This window comes from Sphingomonas faeni, assembly GCF_040407505.1.
Classification (GTDB): Bacteria; Pseudomonadota; Alphaproteobacteria; order Sphingomonadales; family Sphingomonadaceae; genus Sphingomonas; species Sphingomonas faeni_E.
Genome location: NZ_JAPZPQ010000007.1, coordinates 42,329 through 58,983 on the forward strand (window position 1 = coordinate 42,329; position 16,655 = coordinate 58,983).

The window sequence follows — 16,655 nt, forward strand, 5'->3', positions numbered from 1 at the left end:
CGGGCGATGACCGTCGAACCCACGCGTCGTGACATGCTGGAAGGCGCAGCGGCGGTCGCCGTCGCTGCGCTTGCCGGACCCGGTGCCGGACCGAGTCAGGCGTGGGCGGCGGCACCCGCCAATGGCTCGCGGCTCTGGTATCGGCAGCCGGCGGTCGCCTGGACCGAGGCGTTGCCGGTTGGCAATGGCCGGCTCGGCGCGATGGTGTTCGGCGGAACGACGAGCGAGCGGTTGCAGCTGAACGAGGATACGCTGTGGACCGGTGGGCCGTACGATCCGGTCAACCCGGCTGCGCACGCGGCGCTGCCCGAGGTGCGGCGGTTGATCGATGCGGGCAAGTTCGCCGAGGCGCAGGCGCTTGCCAATGCACAGGTCATGGGATTGCCCAAGACCCAGATGGCGTACCAGCCGGTCGGCGACCTGATGCTGGAGATGCCCGGCGTGGCGGGGGCGGCCGGCGACTATGTCCGGCAGCTCGATCTCGATGCGGCGGTGGCGACTACGAGCTTCACGATGGGCGGCACGCGGTTTCGGCGCGACGTGTTCGCGTCGCCCGGGGACCAAGTGATCGCGGTGCACCTTGTTGGGGATCGGCCGTTCGACCTGCTGGTGGGCCTCCAGTCGCCGCAGCTTGGCGCCAGCGTCTCGGTCGACGGTGCGACGGTGACGCTGGCCGGGGATAATGGCGAACGTGCGGGGATTGCGGGGCGGTTGCGGTTCGCGGCGCGGGCGCGCGTTTCGACGGTGGGCGGTTTCGTCTCGCACGATGGCGGCCGGGTTCGCATCACGGGAGCGCGTGCGGTCACGGTGCTGGTGGCGATGGCGACCAGCTATCGCCGGTTCGACGATGTGAGCGGCAACCCGGAAGCGGCGACGCTTGCCACGCTCGATCGTGCCAGCCGGCGCGGTATCGAGCGGATCCGCGCGGAGACGAGCGCCGCGCACCGTGCGCTGTTCCGTCGCGTGACGCTCGATCTCGGACGCACGGCGGCGGCGGACAAGCCGACCGACGAGCGCGTCCGTGCCAATCGCGCCGGCGACGATCCGGCACTGGCGACGCTGTATTTCGAGTATGGCCGCTACCTGCTGATCGCGTCGTCGCGACCGGGGACGCAGCCGGCGAACCTCCAGGGTATCTGGAACGACGCGATCAAGCCGCCGTGGGAATCCAAATACACCGTCAATATCAATACCGAGATGAACTATTGGCCGGCGGAAGTGACCGCGCTGGCCGAGTGCACCGCACCGCTGGTGCAGATGGTCCGCGAACTGGCGATCACGGGTGAGCGCACGGCGCGGACGATGTACGGTGCGCGCGGGTGGGTGTGTCATCACAACACCGATCTGTGGCGCGCGACGGCGCCGATCGACGGGGCGCAATGGGGGCTGTGGCCGGCCGGTGGCGCGTGGCTGTGCACGCATTTGTGGGATCGCTACGATTACGGGCGCGACCTTGCCTATCTGCGCTCGGTCTATCCGCTGATGCGCGGGGCGGCGTTGTTCTTCCTCGATACGCTGCAGACCGATCCGGCGACCGGCGCGCTGGTGACCAATCCGTCGTTGTCGCCCGAGAACATCCATCCGGCGGGCGCGTCGATCTGCGCGGGGCCGGCGATGGACATGCAGATCCTGCGCGATCTGTTCGACCAGGTCGGGCAGGCGGCGGCATTGCTCAAGATCGATGCACCGTTTGCGACGGAGGTGGCGGCGGCGCGCGCGCGGCTCGCACCCGATCATATCGGCGCACAGGGCCAGCTTCAGGAATGGCAGCGCGACTGGGACGCGGCGGCGCCCGAGCCGCATCACCGCCATGTCTCACACCTGTATGGCCTGTTCCCGAGCGACCAGATCGATCTCGACCGAACGCCCGCGCTGGCGCAGGCGGCACGGCGGTCGCTCGAACTGCGTGGTGACGAGTCGACCGGCTGGGCGACCGCGTGGCGTGCGAACCTGTGGGCGCGGCTGCGCGACGGCGATCACGCGCACCGGATCCTCGCGTTCCTGCTCGGTCCCGAGCGGACCTATCCCAATCTGTTCGACGCGCATCCGCCTTTCCAGATCGACGGCAATTTCGGCGGTACGCGCGCGATCGCGGAGATGCTGATGCAGAGCCGGGGCGACGAGATTTTAGTTTTGCCCGCGCTGCCGAGCGCTTGGCCGACCGGGTCCGTCACAGGGTTGCGCGCGCGCGGACGGTGTTCGGTCGACCTGCGCTGGCAGGGCGGCGAACTGGTCGAGGCGGTGGTCCGCGGCGAGATGCCGGGACGGCGTGTGATCCGGCTCGGCACGCGGCGGGCCGAGATCGTGCTGACCCCGGGGAAGGCGGTGAGGCTTCGCGGCAACGCTCTCACGCGCGCGTGAACAAGCAAAAGGGGATGTCCGTGAACAAGCTTCTCGTCGCACTCGGCACTGCGTTGATGCTGTTGGCTGGCCCTGCTTCGGCGCAGGTCAAAACGCCCGGACCGCCGCCGGTTGCCGGTGCGAAGCCGGTCACGATCGAGCGGATCACCGTCCACTCGCCCGCGATCGAGGGCAATCTCGAAGGCGAGAGCCCTGATCGCGCGGTGCTGGTGGTCCTGCCGCCAAGCTACCGCGCCAACCCGACGCGGCGTTATCCGGTGGTCTACGCCCTCCACGGTTATTCGATCGGCGCGGAGCAGTGGATCGGCGAGATCCACGTGCCGCAGACGATCGAGGGTGCGTTCGCGAAGGGCGCGCGCGAGATGATCGTCGTGATTCCCGACAGCAAGACCGCGCACAACGGCTCCTTCTATTCGAGTTCGGTGACGGTCGGCGATTTCGAGACGTTCGTCGCGCGCGATCTGGTCGGTTATGTCGACGGCCATTACCGGACGATCGCGGACCGTCGCAGCCGCGGGCTCGCGGGACATTCGATGGGCGGCTACGGCACCGCGCGGATCGGCATGAAGCATCCGGAAACATTCGGTGCGCTCTACATGATGAGCCCGTGCTGCCTGTCGACGCGCGCACTCGGCACGCCCGATGCGGCGACCGAGACCGCGATCCGCGCGCTGCGTTCGCCCGCGGACAGCGCGACCTTGTCATGGGGACAGCGCGCGCAACTCGCGACCGCCGCGGCATGGTCGCCCAACCCCAAGGCGCCGCCGCTGTACCTCGATCTGCCGGTCAAGGACGGCGTGCCGCAACCCGACGTGCGGGCGCGCTGGGCCGCCAATGCGCCGCTGGCGATGCTCGACCAATATGTCGGCAATCTGCGGCGCTATGCGGCGATCGGGATCGACGTCGGCGACCGCGACGGGCTGAAGGACGATGCCGGCAAGCTGCACGCCGCGCTCGACAGCTACGGGATCGCGAACAGCTTCGAGGTGTATCCGGGCGATCATACCAGCGGCGTCGCCGGCCGCGTGCAGGACAGGATGATGCCGTTCTTCTCGCACGCGCTGGCGTTCGGCAAATGAGGGTCGCGGTGGCGGTCGCGCTGGGGCTGCTGGCGACGGCTGCGTCGGCGCAGGTGTGGCGATCGGACCAGGGCGACGGGAGCTTCCGCAATCCGGTGCTGTTCGCGGATTATCCCGATCCCGACATCATCCGCGTCGGCAGTGATTATTATTTCGCGACGACGACGTTCGCGAACACGCCCGGCATCACGATCCTGCACAGCCGCGATCTGGTCAACTGGACGCTTGCCTCGCACCTCGTCGATCGGCTGGAGGGCAAGCCCGAATACGACCTGAAGGGCGGCAACGCGTACCGGCACGGGCTCTATGCCTCGTCCTTGCGCTATCACGCCGGCACCTATTATCTCGCCAACACGCCGGTCGGGCAGAAGACGCGGATCTGGTACGCCAAGGACGTGCGCGGGCCGTGGCGCTATCACGAACTGGAGCGCGAGGCGTTCGATCCGGGGCTGTTCATCGAGCCGGACGGGCGCGCGTACCTGGCGACCGCGAGTACCGCGGACGGCACGATCACGCTGCTGACGCTCGACAACGATCTGGCGCACGTCACCGCGTCGCAAAAAGTCCATTATATCAAGGGCGCGGAGGGGTCGAAGATCATCCGGCGCGGTGCGTATTACTACCTCTTCAACGCGCTGCCGCCGCGGCTGGGCCTGACCGTGTCGCGGTCGCGCAGCCTGTTCGGGCCATGGGAAACGCGTGACCAGATCGACGACAAGACCGGCGGGCACCAGGGCGCGCTGGTCGACCTGCCCGATGGCCGCTGGTTCGGCTTCGTGATGGAGGATAGCGGCGCGATCGGGCGGATGACGAACCTCAGCCCGGTGTTCTGGCAGGACGACTGGCCGGTATGGGGCACGCGCGAAGCACCCGGTCGCGCGCCGCGGCGTGCGGCCAAGCCGATCCTGGGAGCGCCGTTCGCGGAGCCCGCGACGTCGGACGATTTCGGGAAGCCGACGCTTGGGTTGCAGTGGCAGTGGAACCACAATCCCGAGCCTTCGCGCTGGTCTTTGTCCGAGCGGCCGGGGTGGTTGCGGCTGAAGCCAACGGTCGCGACTGGGTTCTGGAGCGCGCGCAATACGCTGGTGCAGAAGGGGCAGGGGCCGGCGAGCCGGGCCGAGGTAAAGCTCGACATCCGCCATCTGGCACCGGGCGATCGCTGCGGGTTCGGGACGTTCGGGCAGTTCAGCGGGAATCTGACGGTGCAGGGCGCGGCGGGCGGCAAGGCGACGCTGGCGATGGAGGTGACCGAGGACACGGTCGCCGGTGCGCGGACGGAGGTTCGCGCCACCGCGCTGTTGCCGCGGACCGAGGCGCTGTGGTTGCGGACCGACATGGACTTTACGACCGATCGTGCGCGCCTGGCGTATAGTGTGGACGGGCGGCGGTGGACCGGGCTGGGCGGCGACTTTCCGCTCGCGTTTGCGTGGCGGACGGGGACGTTCCAGGGCGAGCAGATTGCGCTGTTCTGCTATGCGCCGACGGCGAGCCGCGGGTGGCTGGATGTCGACCGGTTCACGCTGTCGGCGTTGCCGCCGGGGGCGCCGGAGCGGGTGCGTTAGGATTAAGTGACTAACGTAGCGACCACGCCCAACCCTCCGTCATCCTGACGAAAGTCAGGATCCAGAGTAACGGACGCGAACTCGTGGATCTGGATCCTGACTTTCGTCAGGATGACGGGTCGGGCGTGGTTCGGGCTTGAGACCCGAACCCGAAACCGTTCGCCTATTTCAGTAACGCAGCATCCGCCCAGATCGCAGGTTGAGGCGTCCCAGCATTCGCCGCACCGCTCCCGCGCGCCACCAGTTCGACGATCCGTACACCCACCACCTTCGCCTCCAGCGGTACCACAGCCTCGCCGAACCCCATCGGCCGGGACTTGGCGAGGAGGCGACCATCGCCCCATACCTCGAACACCGTCGTACCCGACCGCGGCTGGCCGGAATCGTTGATGCCGACCTTGGCGGCGAACCGCGCGTAACCCTGGTTGCGGACTTCGAGGCGGGAGTTTGCGAGCACGCCGACGCCCGTGTCGAAGTCGGTGCCGGCCACCCGCAACAGCTTGCCGTAGGGCGCGCGGTCGGCTTCGGCGCCGCCCCAGCCGCCATATTGCGGATGCTCGCCGCCGCCGCGCGTGCCCGTCCAAGGCGTGATCGACTGGTAGATCGTCGGATCCGGCTGCGGCACGACCACGCCGTCGGTTGCCGGATTGACGCGGCCGGTCTGCTCCGAAAGGTATAGCCCGCCCGGCAACCGCCGAGTGCCGGTCGCGCGGAAGATCAGCGTCTCGTGCGGCACTAGCGTCACCGCGATCTCCTTGCGGAAGCTCTGCTCCTTCTTGGTCCAGAGGTCCTTCAGGCGCACGTCGGCGGTCGGCAGCATCTTGAGCTGTTCGGCGGTCAGCACCGCCTTGGCAGGCGAGGCCGTACGGTTGAGCAGTGCGACGCCCTTACTGCCGTCCGCGAGCGTTTTCACGAAGGTCTGCACCTCCGACGAGTCATAGGCCAGCACCGCCTGGTTGCCCGCCGCATCCTGGTTCAGCGCGACGATGTCCGCGTTGCCGAAGATCGCGAGCAGGTCCGACGTCAGTTTCCGGAGATCGTAGCCGATAATCAGCGGCGCGTTGAGCATCGCCCATAACGCGAAGTGCGAGCGCGCCTCCGCGCCGTGCGCCGCGTCGAAATCGCCGGTGCCGACGAACAGCATGTCGGGGTCGTTCCACGATCCCGGATGCGCATAGAGCGCGCGGTGCGTGACGGTGTCGAGGTTGGTGAGCATCCGCGGCCAGACCGGCTGGATGTCGTCGCTGGTGCGCGAGGTGTTGCCGACGTCCTTGCCCCAGGCGCGCACGTCGCCCGCGCCCCACAGGCATAGCGAATAGACGTACGCGCGGTCGCCGGCGTGCGTGTGCAGAGCCGCGCGAACCTGTTCGTAGAGGCGGCGGATGCCGGGGATGTCCGATCCGCCGAGCGACTGCATGTCGACGAGCGGCGTGAGGGCGCGGTACAGGCCGGACTTTACGCGCGGTGCGTCCACCGGCAGGCCACGCGCGCCGCAGCCGTCGACTTTCAGGAAATCGAAGTTCCAGTCGGCGAAGAACAGCGCGATGTCCTGGTCGACATGGCCGTACAGCCCGACCTCGCGCTCGGCGACGCTGCCCTCGGGCTGGTTCTTGAAATCGGGGGTATAGATTTGGCCGCAGGTGTTGCGACCGATATCCGAGTAGATGCCGACCTTGAGGCCCATCGCGTGGAGCCGGTCGGTGAACGGGCGGAAGCTGGTGTCTGCACCGGTCGCGGCGGACGGGAAATGGCTGGTGCGGATCAGCAGCCGGCCGTCGGGCTGGCGACGCTTCAGCCACCAGCCATCGTCGATATTGACGTAGCGATAGCCGATGTCGCGCAATTTGGTATCGATCAGCGCCTGCGCCGAGGCGAGGACCTTCTCCTCGTCGACGTCGCTGTTGAAGGCATTCCACGAACTCCAGCCCATCGGCGGCACCGGGGCCGAGCCATCGGTGTTGGCGCTCCATTTGCCGGTCGGGGTCAGCGGATCCGCCAGTGCCGCGATCGGCGTGCAGAGTGCGGCCAGCGCGGTGCCGAGCGTCGCGAGTGTCCGGACGCGGTTCACTTAGGCAGCTCCGCCGACTGACGCGCGGTGAAGCTCGCCGTTTGCCCTGCGACGCCCGTGCCGGGCTGTCCGGCGCCGACCGTCACGCGGTAGGTGCCGGCGGCGACCGAGCGCCCTCCGTCCAGTGCGACCGAGCTCAGATCGCGTGGCGACAGGTCGAAGGTCACGCTGCGCGCTTCGCCGGGTTTGAGGGCGACGCGCTGGAACCCGCGCAGTGCGATCCGTGGGGTGCCGGGCCGATCGGGAAAGTCGAGATAGAGTTGCGCGACCTCTTCGCCGGGTCGATCGCCTTGGTTGGTCAGTCGCGTGGTGACGCGCAGGCCGTTCTCGGCGCCGCCGCGGGCGGGCGTGACGGTCAGCGGCGCATAGCCGAACTTGGTGTAGCTGAGCCCGTGGCCGAACGGATAGACCGGCGTGCCCGCGAAATAGCGATAGGTGCGGCCCTTCATCGCGTAATCGCCGAACGGCGGCAGGTCGCCGACGCTGCGATAGAAGGTGAGCGGCAGGCGGCCCGACGGGTTGGTGCGCCCGGTCAGGATGTTGGCCGCAGCGGTGCCCCCGGTCTCGCCCGGATACCACGCCTCCAGCACGGCGGCGGCGTTGTCCTTCGCCCAGGCGAGGTTGATCGGGCTGCCGTTCATCGTGACGAGCACGATCGGCTTGCCGGTGGCCTTGGCCTGTTCGAGCATCGCGATCTGGTCCGCGGGGAGGTCTAGCGTGGTCTTGTCGCCGCCCGAGAAGCCCGGCACCGTCACGCCGGTTTCCTCCGCTTCGAGGTCGGAGGTGAGGCCGACCACCGCGACCAGCACGTCGGCGGCAGCGGCCGCGCGACGAAGCTCGGCGGACGGCGCATCCGACACGCGCTTCCACACCAGGTCGATCCCGCTGCCCTCGGCGCGGATCGCATAGCGCCTGCCGCCTTCGAGTTTCAGCGTCGTCATGCCGGGCAGATCGTTCCAGCGTGCCTTGCGTCGGTCTGAAATCATCTTGCCGTCTAGCGTCAGCGTACCGCCCGATCCCGACAGGCCGACGCGGTAGGTGCCGCTTTCGGGGGGCACCAGGAAGCCGGTCCATTCGGTGCGATGGACGTCGGTGACGCGCGCGAGATCGAGGTTGCGATCGCCGACGTCGGGCTCGATCCGCGTGACCACCGGCTGCGCCTGATACTTGGCGGCGGCGACGAGCTTCTCGCGCGTGCCGCGGGCATATTGCGCGGGCATCGGCGTGGTCGGATTATAGTAGCGCGCGAGCAGGCCGGGCTTGCCGTCGGGCGTGAGCAGCGCGGACGTCGGTACGCGGTCGCCGTCGGTTACAGACTCCCCGAACGGCACGAGTGTGACCTGGCTCGCACCGAGCGCGGTCTTCAGCCCCTCCAGCACCGATACCGGCTGGCCCGACAGCGGCGACGAATAATTGCCGCGCAGCACGCGCGTCGCGTCGCCGAGCGGGCCGATCACGGCGAGCTTCACGCCGGGCTTGAGCGGCAGGATGCCGTCGTTCTTCAGCAGCACCATCGACCGTTCGGCCGCCGCCAGCGCCAGTCGCCGATGCTCGGGGGCACCGACGACGCTGGTCGGCAACGCCTTGGGGGCGCCGGCAAGTCCGGGCAGGTCGCCGTTGCGATACCGCGCGGTGAACAGGCGGACGAGGCTCTGGTCGACGTCCGCCTCGGTGATCAGGTCGCGGCCGAGCGCCTCGCGGTACCGGGTCTCCAGGCCCGCGGTATCGCCCAGCGTCTCGCCGTTGCATTCGTTGTCGACGCCCGCGCGCATCGCGGCGGCCACCGCGGCGGCGCTGTCGGGGGCGTATTTATGGTTGTCGGCGATGTCCTTCACCGCGTCGCAATCGGACACGACATAGCCCTTGAAGCCCCACGCCCCGCGCAAATGCTCCTTGAGCAACAGGTCGCTGGCGCAGGCCGGCTGGCCGTCGATGCGGTTGTACGCGCACATCACCGAGCCTGCGTGCCCGTCGACCAGCGCCGCGCGGAAGGCGGGGAGGTAGGTGTCCTCCAGATCGTGTGCGGAGATGTAGACGTTGGCCTGGTGGCGCGTGCCCTCGGGGCCGCTGTGCACCGCGAAGTGCTTGGGCGTGGCGATCACCTGCGGGCGATCAGGGTTGGGGCCCTGCATCCCGGTTACGAACGCGACGCCCATCGTCGCGGTCAGATACGGATCCTCGCCATAGGTCTCCTGCCCGCGGCCCCAGCGCGGATCGCGGAAGATGTTGATGTTGGGCGACCACGTGTCGAGCCCGGTGCCGATATGCCCGTTCCTGCCGGTCTCGCGGCCAAGCGTGTGCAGCCCGCGCACCTCCTCGCTGATCGCGCCCGCGACGTCGTGGACGATCGGCGCGTCGAAGCTTGCGGCGAGGCCGATCGGCTCGGGGAAATTGGTGGTCGCGAGCGGCCCCAGCGCGCCGTGCAGCGACTCCGTCCACCAGTTGTACGCGGGCACGCCGAGCTGCGGTATCGCGGGCGCGACGTTGAGCAACTGCGGCAGCTTTTCGTCGAGCGTCATGCGCGACACCATCGTCCGCGCCATCTGCTCGGCGGGGTCGGTCGCGGTCCGCTGGCTCGGTGCAGCGGCGGGCTCGCGCGCGATTGCGGGGGAGACTGCGAGCGCGAGCCCGGCCGTCGCCAGGGCTTTCGCCTTCATGGTCATGCGCATCGTCAGTCTCTCCCGTTGCGGCGCGCTTTGGCGGCCGTTCTTGTTCTTCGCACTCGTTCGGGGCTTATCGCGCCGGCAACACCGGCACTTCGAACGTGCCGACGGGCAGCGGAGCGTCGTCGGCAAGGTTGGTCGCCGGGGCGTCTGCCCACGCATAGCGGACGCGTGTGACGGGTTGGCCATCGCCGGGCAGCATAACCTCGGACCCCGCGACCTTGCCCGGAGCATAGCGGCAGGTACCGACCGCGGCGCCGCACAGCTCGAAGCCGATCGCCTGCGCGGCACTGCGGGCATGCAGCGCGCCCGTCACGCCGCTGAACCGTACCGCGACGCCGCCATCCGCGGTGCGCCGCGCATCGGCGACGGCAGGGCCGGACGGCGCGATGTTCTCGCCGTACACCGCGGCGCGCATCACACGCGCGAGCCTTTGCCCGACCTCGTGCTTCTCGCCGGGATGGATGTCGAGCGCATCGCCGAGGTCGAGTGCGATGGCGATGCCTGCATGCGGGTCCGCCGCCGCGACGCGTCGCTGCGCATCGCGGACGTCGCCCCAGCCGCTCTCGCTCGGCGCGATCGCCGGGCTGCCGTAATTGGCGAGTTGGACGATGCCGAAGCCGGTCTCGGGTGTGCCGAAGCGGCGGCGCCAGTCGGCGATCAACGCGGTCATCCGGCGGTCGTACCCGGGGATGCCGGTGTCGGACTCGCCCTGGTACCAGGCCATCCCGGCGAACTTCGTAGCACCGAGCGGTGCGATCATCGCGTTGTCGAGCGTGCCCGCGCCGTTGATGTCGTCCCACGGTACGCGCGGTGCGGCGCCCGCCAGCCGCTTGGCGATCGCATAGCGCCAGCCGGTGCCGAGCGGCACACTGGTCCCGTCGGCGAACGACAACCGCATCGAGTCCGCCGGGCCGGTCATCCCGCCATAGGCATAGACGTCGTCGTCGTTGACCGTGATCACGTTGCGCCCGGCCTTCAGGCTGCCGGCGGGCAGCGCGTAGACCCGCGATTGCGACGCGAGGCTGCTGCCACCGACGCCCACGCCGTTGACCCAGGTGCGGTCCGCGTCGTCGACCATGCCGAGCACCAATGTTGCCGGGCCGCGTGCCTGCTCGGCGGTGAGCTGGACCTCGTGCTGGTACCAGATCATGCCGTTATAGTCGGCGAGTGCGGGCACGCCCCAGGTCTCGAAATTGGTCATTGCGGGCACCGGTTGCCAGTCGAGCGCGGCATCCGGCTGCCATGGCTCGCGGCCGGCGGCGTCGCCCGAGCCGTCGTGCCACCAGCTTTCCCAGATCGTCGATGCCTGCCGGTTGGCGGCGGCGGGATCGCGGGCATAGAGCGCGAGCAGGTCGGCGGGGGCGCCGAGCCCGGCCTGGCGCAGCGCAGGATCGCTCATCCACGCGCTGATCCGCGACCCACCCCAGCTCGAATGCACCGCGCCGATCGGCACGCCAGACGTCCGGCGCAGCGCCTGGACCATGTAGAAACACGCGGCCGAGAAGCTGGGTGCCGTGGTCGGACCGGACACTGCCCAGCGGGGCTGTTTGGCAAACCGCGCGACCGATGCGGAGGCGGAGACCTTGGCGATCGTCAGCAGGCGCAGCTTGTCGTCGACCTCCGGGTGCGCGTCGGGGAACAGGCCCTGTCCCTGCTCGACGCGGAGTTCCATGTTGCTCTGGCCCGAACACAGGAACACGTCGCCGACCAGAATATCGCGCAGGACCGCCGCACCGCTCGGGGCCGCGATCGTCAGGTCGTACGGACCGCCGGCGGGGAGCGCGGGCAGGCTCGCCGAAAAGCTACCGTCGCGCGCGGACTTGGCGGTGACGCTGCGCCCCGCCAGCGTGATCATCACGGTCTCGCCCGCTGCGGCCTGTCCGGTCAGGACGATGGGCTGCCCGCGTTGGATCACCGCGTGATCGCCCATCACGCCGTCGAGGCGCGGAGCCGCCGACGCGGCGGTCGCACCGATGGTTAGGATCGCGCCCATGGCCAGGCACGCTGTGACGGTCCGCATGTTGTATTCCCCTGACGGCTAGATCGGCTGGAGGCCGTGGCGCTTGATACGGTCGATGAGATCGCGGTGGCCGGGCAGGCTGCTCACCAGTCGCTGCGTCTGCACTTGGTTGTCGTGCCGCGCGCGCCGAGCCAGCGCGACGTCGTCGTCGATCGACCCCGGGATCACCGCGGTCCGCGCCCCCATGCCGTACAGCACATATTGATAGCTCGCCGACGGGAAGACCTCCTCGGCGCGGTCGAATTCGTCATGCACCCACGGCGACTGGAAGCGCCATAGCTCCATCAGGCCCGCCAGCCGGTCGGGGATCGATTCCGGCCGGACATTGTCGCGCCAGAAATCGGTGTCGGTCCGCTTGGTCAGCGCATAATGCAGCTTGAGGAAGTCGATGATCCGCCCCCAGCGATAATACGCCGTGTCGTTGAAGCGATGCGCGACGACGTCCATCACTTGGCGACACGCGGGCATCTGCTCGGCGATCATCTTCGCCGACAGCTCGATCAGGACGATCGCGGAGGCCTCGAGCGGTTCGAGGAACCCCGCGGCAAGCCCGACCGCGACGCAGTTACGCACCCAGAACTGCTCCCGGTGGCCGGCGCGGATCGCCAGCCGTCGCGCAGTCAGGTCGCGCGCGGCGGGGCCGATATAGTCGCGCAACTCCTGCTCGGCGGCGTCCGCGCTGATGTGGCTGCTCGAAAAGACATGGCCGACTCCACGCCGCGTCGGCAGGCCGATGTCCCAAATCCAGCCAGCCGATTGCGCGGTCGAGATCGTGTGGCTCGCGATCGGTGCGTCGGGCACGTCGTACGGCACCTGCATCGCCAGCGCGGTGTCGCAGAACAATATGTCGGTGCAGCTGCGGAACGGCACCTTCATCGCGCCGCCGATCAGCAGTGCGGCGAACCCGGTGCAGTCGATGAACAGGTCACCCGCGATCGAAACGCCCTGTTCGGTATCGAGGCTGGCGATGTCGCCGCTCTCGTCGAGATGCACCTCGGTAACGTCGGCCTTCACATGGCGGACGCCGAGCGTGTCGCAGCAATGCCGCTGGAGAAAGTGCGAGAACTTCCCCGCGTCGAGGTGATACGCGTAGTTCGCATGGCCGTCATATTCGGGCGTCGCGATCGTCTTGGGGCCTAGCCCTTCGTCGCAGATCCGGCCCTGCGGCGTGACCGTGTCGCAGAACGTCGCGTTGCCCTCGTCCGCAAGCCAGTGCGGCGCGAGGTTCACCTGCCCGAAGTGCTGCGGGAGCATCAGCGGGTGGTAATAGCCATCGTCCGGCGCACCGGTGGTCCAGCGATTGAACCGTGCGCCCTGCTTGAACGACGCGTCGCACTGCCGGAACAGTTCGGTCTCCGATACGCCCATCTTCTTGAGCGTCGAACGCAGCGTCGGCCATGTTCCTTCGCCGACGCCGATCGTCGGGACGTTGGGCGATTCGATCAAAGTGACGGTGAAGCCGTGTTGGCGTCGCGCCTGGTGCTTGGCCGCGATCACGCCCGCGGTCAGCCACCCTGCGGTGCCGCCGCCGACGATAACGATGTTCTGAATTTCGTGCATGGTGCAGCGTAATCAAAAAGGGCGGAGCGCGAACAGGTCGTGCTCCGCCAGGGGGAGAGAGATCAGAAGTGGAAGCGAACGCCTGCGGTGTAGCGGCGGCCGTAATCGAACACGTCGAGCAACTGGTTGTCGTAGCGCCCGTGCGTGCTCTGCTGGTTGTTGTTGACGTTCAACGCTTCGGCAAAGACGCTGAACTGCTTGTTGATGTCGTAGCTCGTCGACAGATCGACCTGGAAGCTTTGGTCGACGAAGGTCGGCTCCGACCCGAATGCCCCGGTGTTCTGATTCTGGCCGAACTGAAGCAGATACTTGTCGCGCCAGTTGAGCGCGGTCCGGAACTGGAACCCACCCTTGTCATAGAAGCCGACGAAGTTCGCCGAATTGGCCAGGCCCGTAACCGCAAATCCGGTCTGCGAGATGTTTTTGTCGTCATACGGCCGGTTGGTGTTGACGAAGGTCGCGTTGGCCTGGAACCCGAAGCCCGAGCTGCCGAACACCTGCTGCCACGCCAGCTCTACGCCGCGAACGGTCGCGTTGGGTCCATTCACCTGCTGCGATACGGCAAAGCTCGCCAGGATGCCCGTCGTCGGATCGATCAGCCCGTTGATCGATTGCCGAGTCACGCCGCCGATGATGAAGTTGCTGACGTTCTTCAGGAAGAAGTCGACCGACAGGTACGAGTTGCGCTGATAATACCATTCGGCCGCAACGTCGAAATTGTCCGCGAGATACGGCTTCAGGTTCGGGTTGCCGCCGCTCGCCGACAGGGCGCCGACACGCTGACCGTTGCCGACGTTCAGCACCGGGTTGAGCACGCTCAGGCTCGGCCGGGTCAGCGTGCGCGACGCGTCGAAGCGCAGCAGCAGCGTGTTGGTGACCTCGAGCTTCGCATCGATGCTGGGCAGGAGATACGAATACGAGCTGTTGGTCGTGTTCGGCACGATGTCGGTATAGGTCGGGATGCCGAGTAGCGTCGGATCGGCGGTGCTCGTCGTGATCGAGGTCGGCAGGCGACCCTGTCCCGTCGCGCGCAGGTTCGTCGTTTCGTTGCGGACGCCCGCGTTGAACGTGAACGGCATGTCGCCGATATCGGCCTTGAAGTTCACGTTGAAGTACAGCGACCAGGTCCGCTCACGCACGTTCAATACGCTGCCCGGATCGACCGCCTCGTCGAACGCACCGCGGAAGCCGAGCAGACCGTCGCCGCTCGTCGGGCTCGGATAATTAAAGCCCGGAATGTTCTTCGCGTACGGATTGCCGAGGCTGGTCAGATAGTTCTGATACGCGGTCGGGCTGAACACGAACACCGATGGTGGCAGGCTGCCGTTGAAGCCGGGGATGAAGTTGTTGAGGCTGATCGAGCCCTGGTAGATGTCCGCAGGGACCGGCGAGATACCCGTCGTCCGCCCCGATGGGCCGCCATAGCCGGCATAGGCCTGCCAGAAGTTGTTGGTGAACGTGCTCTGGTTGCGGAAGTTGAACGTGTCCTGGTAATATTGGCCGCCGGCCTTGATCGTCAGGTCGTCCTGCTTCCACGTGGCGTTGCCCCGGAACTGGATGAGTTCGTCGGTATTTTTCTGCGTCTGATTTACGGTGACGTGCGTACCGATCACCGACTGATCGGCCCAGCGTGCGCCATCGCCGGCGGGACCGAAGTTGCTGATCGTCGGGAAGGCGTCGCTGCTCTTGCCGTCGACCTTGAAGCGCAGCACGTTGCCGAGCGCATTGCCGTACCCGATGTCGCCATTCTTACTGCCGACCACGTTACCGGGATTGAGCCAGCTCTTTGCGTAGGAGCCGTCGGCTTCGAACGTTAGGTGTTCGGTCGCGTCGTATTTGACGTTGAGGCCAGTCTGGTTGGTCTGCAGGATCTGCTTGTTTTCCGCCGCCGTGAAGTCGGTCGGGCTGCCGGCCTGCGTGAAGTCGACCGCTGTGCCGTTCTTGTCGACCGTGACGTTGCGCAGGTCGCCCTGGCTGAACCACACGCCGAACGCGTAATTATCCTGGTCGATCGTCTGGCGCGAGAAGTTGTTGTCCAGCGTGACCATCAGGTCGTCGGTCGGATGATATTGGAACGCGACGCGCGCGTCGACGCGCTCGTCCTTCACGCGCTGCTGCTCCGCGCCATATTGCTGCGGGAACCAGCCGGGCAGGTTCTGGCGATTGTTGGGATTGGCGTAGTTTGCCGACTTCGGATCGCTGGTCGGCGCACAGTTTGCTGCCCCGGCATTACCGGTCAGCTGGCACGGCGCGAAATTGCCGCCCGGCCAACCCGACAAATAGACGCGGTTGGTATCAGTATCACGCCGCGTGTAGATCACGTCGGCAAGGACACCGAATGTCTCGTCTTTGTTCGTGCTGCTGATCAACAGGCCGGCGGTCGGCACGATCTTGCCCGAGCGATCCTGGATCGACCCCGAGCCCGTGGCGGCGAGGCGGAACCCGGGATGGTCGAACGGCTTGGGGAACTGGATATCCACAGTCGCGCCGATCGAACTTGATGCGACCGTCACGTCCGGCGTCTTGAAAACGCTCAGCTGGCCGATGAAATCGACGCCGACGGTGCTGAAGTCGATCTGGCGATTGCCGGTTGCGGTCGAGATGCGGCGGCCATCGTACAACGTGGTGTTGAAATCGCCGCCGAAACCGCGAACCGTGATGCCGATCGGCTCGCCGCGCGAACCGGAGCGCTGGATCGATACGCCTGGCAGACGCTGCAGCGACGCCGCCACGTTCGAATCCGGGAACTTGCCGATGTCTTCCGCCGAGATGACGTCGACGACGCCCGACGAGGTGCGCTTCAGGTCGAGGTTGCGCTGGAGCGAACCGCGCAGGCCGGTGACGATGATGTCGTCGCTCTGCGGTGCGCTGCCCTGCACCGTGTTGCCCTGCGACACGTCTGGCGCGGTCGCTGCGTCCTGTGGCTGCCCGGCTTCCGACGCGGTCGTGGTATTCGCGGTCGTCGGTACGGCTGGCTGCGGCGCGGACGGCTGCGTGGTCGTGCTGTTCTGAAGATTGCCCTGATCCTGCGCCATTGCCGGGATCGACCACATCATCGCCAGTACGCTGGTCGCGCAGGCGAGTGCGCTCGATGGGTGGGCCAGTCCTCGAAAGCCGAAAGCGCGCGTAGTGGTGGTCACGGTCAAACATCCCCTCATGCGACGCCGCACCGCCCTTCTTTTGAGAGGCGTACACGACAAAGTTACTTCGACAGTCGAATCGTGCGGGTTCCCGCACCGTCTCCACTATCTACGGTAGCGCTCACAATAATCACGTCGCCGGCCAATGCAAGCAATTGTATGAGTGGTGGCGACGAAGCTTTGCAACCGCCGCGGCATG

8 protein-coding genes are annotated in these 16,655 nt (G+C 67.3%); 3 read left to right on the forward strand and 5 right to left on the reverse strand.

Annotated features, from left to right (window positions below; translation table 11 throughout):
* Positions 1 to 6: 6 nt before the first annotated feature.
* The 3 genes from O6X71_RS17695 to O6X71_RS17705 are packed head-to-tail and all read left to right on the forward strand — an operon-like array spanning position 7 to position 5,002.
* Positions 7 to 2,361 carry a glycoside hydrolase family 95 protein gene (locus O6X71_RS17695; RefSeq protein WP_353467054.1) on the forward strand — a complete coding sequence of 785 codons (2,355 nt, stop codon included), beginning with the start codon at positions 7 to 9 and terminating at the stop codon, positions 2,359 to 2,361.
* Positions 2,362 to 2,417: 56 nt separating this feature from the next.
* A complete protein-coding gene (locus O6X71_RS17700) occupies positions 2,418 to 3,440 on the forward strand; it encodes an alpha/beta hydrolase (RefSeq protein ID WP_435368511.1) in 1,023 nt (340 codons plus the stop codon).
* Positions 3,437 to 5,002 (forward strand): glycoside hydrolase family 43 protein, encoded by a 1,566-nt coding sequence (locus tag O6X71_RS17705; RefSeq protein ID WP_353467056.1) that lies wholly within the window; start codon positions 3,437 to 3,439, stop codon positions 5,000 to 5,002. The genes O6X71_RS17700 and O6X71_RS17705 overlap by 4 nt, the downstream gene beginning before the upstream one ends.
* A gap of 163 nt (positions 5,003 to 5,165) precedes the next feature.
* On the opposite strand, the gene O6X71_RS17710 is transcribed toward O6X71_RS17705, so the two are convergent.
* The 5 genes from O6X71_RS17710 to O6X71_RS17730 form a co-directional block, all read right to left on the reverse strand.
* Positions 5,166 to 7,070 (reverse strand): NPCBM/NEW2 domain-containing protein, encoded by a 1,905-nt coding sequence (locus O6X71_RS17710; protein WP_353467057.1) that lies wholly within the window; start codon positions 7,068 to 7,070, stop codon positions 5,166 to 5,168.
* Positions 7,067 to 9,727 carry a glycoside hydrolase family 3 C-terminal domain-containing protein gene (locus O6X71_RS17715; protein ID WP_353467058.1) on the reverse strand — a complete coding sequence of 887 codons (2,661 nt, stop codon included), beginning with the start codon at positions 9,725 to 9,727 and terminating at the stop codon, positions 7,067 to 7,069. Before O6X71_RS17715 ends, O6X71_RS17710 begins: the two co-directional genes overlap by 4 nt.
* A gap of 76 nt (positions 9,728 to 9,803) precedes the next feature.
* Positions 9,804 to 11,756: a sialate O-acetylesterase gene (locus O6X71_RS17720; protein WP_353467059.1), complete on the reverse strand. Its 1,953-nt coding sequence runs from the start codon at positions 11,754 to 11,756 to the stop codon at positions 9,804 to 9,806.
* Between the two features lie 18 nt (positions 11,757 to 11,774).
* Positions 11,775 to 13,316: a tryptophan halogenase family protein gene (locus tag O6X71_RS17725; protein ID WP_353467060.1), complete on the reverse strand. Its 1,542-nt coding sequence runs from the start codon at positions 13,314 to 13,316 to the stop codon at positions 11,775 to 11,777.
* 62 nt (positions 13,317 to 13,378) lie between these two features.
* Positions 13,379 to 16,372: a TonB-dependent receptor gene (locus O6X71_RS17730; protein WP_353467148.1), complete on the reverse strand. Its 2,994-nt coding sequence runs from the start codon at positions 16,370 to 16,372 to the stop codon at positions 13,379 to 13,381.
* Positions 16,373 to 16,655 lie beyond the last annotated feature (283 nt).

What these genes read in the sequence shown, in the direction of transcription:
- O6X71_RS17695 (WP_353467054.1), top strand. Translation starts at nt 7, where the DNA reads ATGACCGTCGAACCCACGCGTCGTGACATGCTGGAAGGCGCAGCGGCG.
- O6X71_RS17700 (WP_435368511.1), top strand. Translation starts at nt 2,418, where the DNA reads ATGCTGTTGGCTGGCCCTGCTTCGGCGCAGGTCAAAACGCCCGGACCG.
- O6X71_RS17715 (WP_353467058.1), bottom strand. Translation starts at nt 9,727, where the DNA reads ATGAAGGCGAAAGCCCTGGCGACGGCCGGGCTCGCGCTCGCAGTCTCC.
- O6X71_RS17705 (WP_353467056.1), top strand. Translation starts at nt 3,437, where the DNA reads ATGAGGGTCGCGGTGGCGGTCGCGCTGGGGCTGCTGGCGACGGCTGCG.
- O6X71_RS17725 (WP_353467060.1), bottom strand. Translation starts at nt 13,316, where the DNA reads ATGCACGAAATTCAGAACATCGTTATCGTCGGCGGCGGCACCGCAGGG.
- O6X71_RS17720 (WP_353467059.1), bottom strand. Translation starts at nt 11,756, where the DNA reads ATGCGGACCGTCACAGCGTGCCTGGCCATGGGCGCGATCCTAACCATC.
- O6X71_RS17730 (WP_353467148.1), bottom strand. Translation starts at nt 16,372, where the DNA reads ATGATGTGGTCGATCCCGGCAATGGCGCAGGATCAGGGCAATCTTCAG.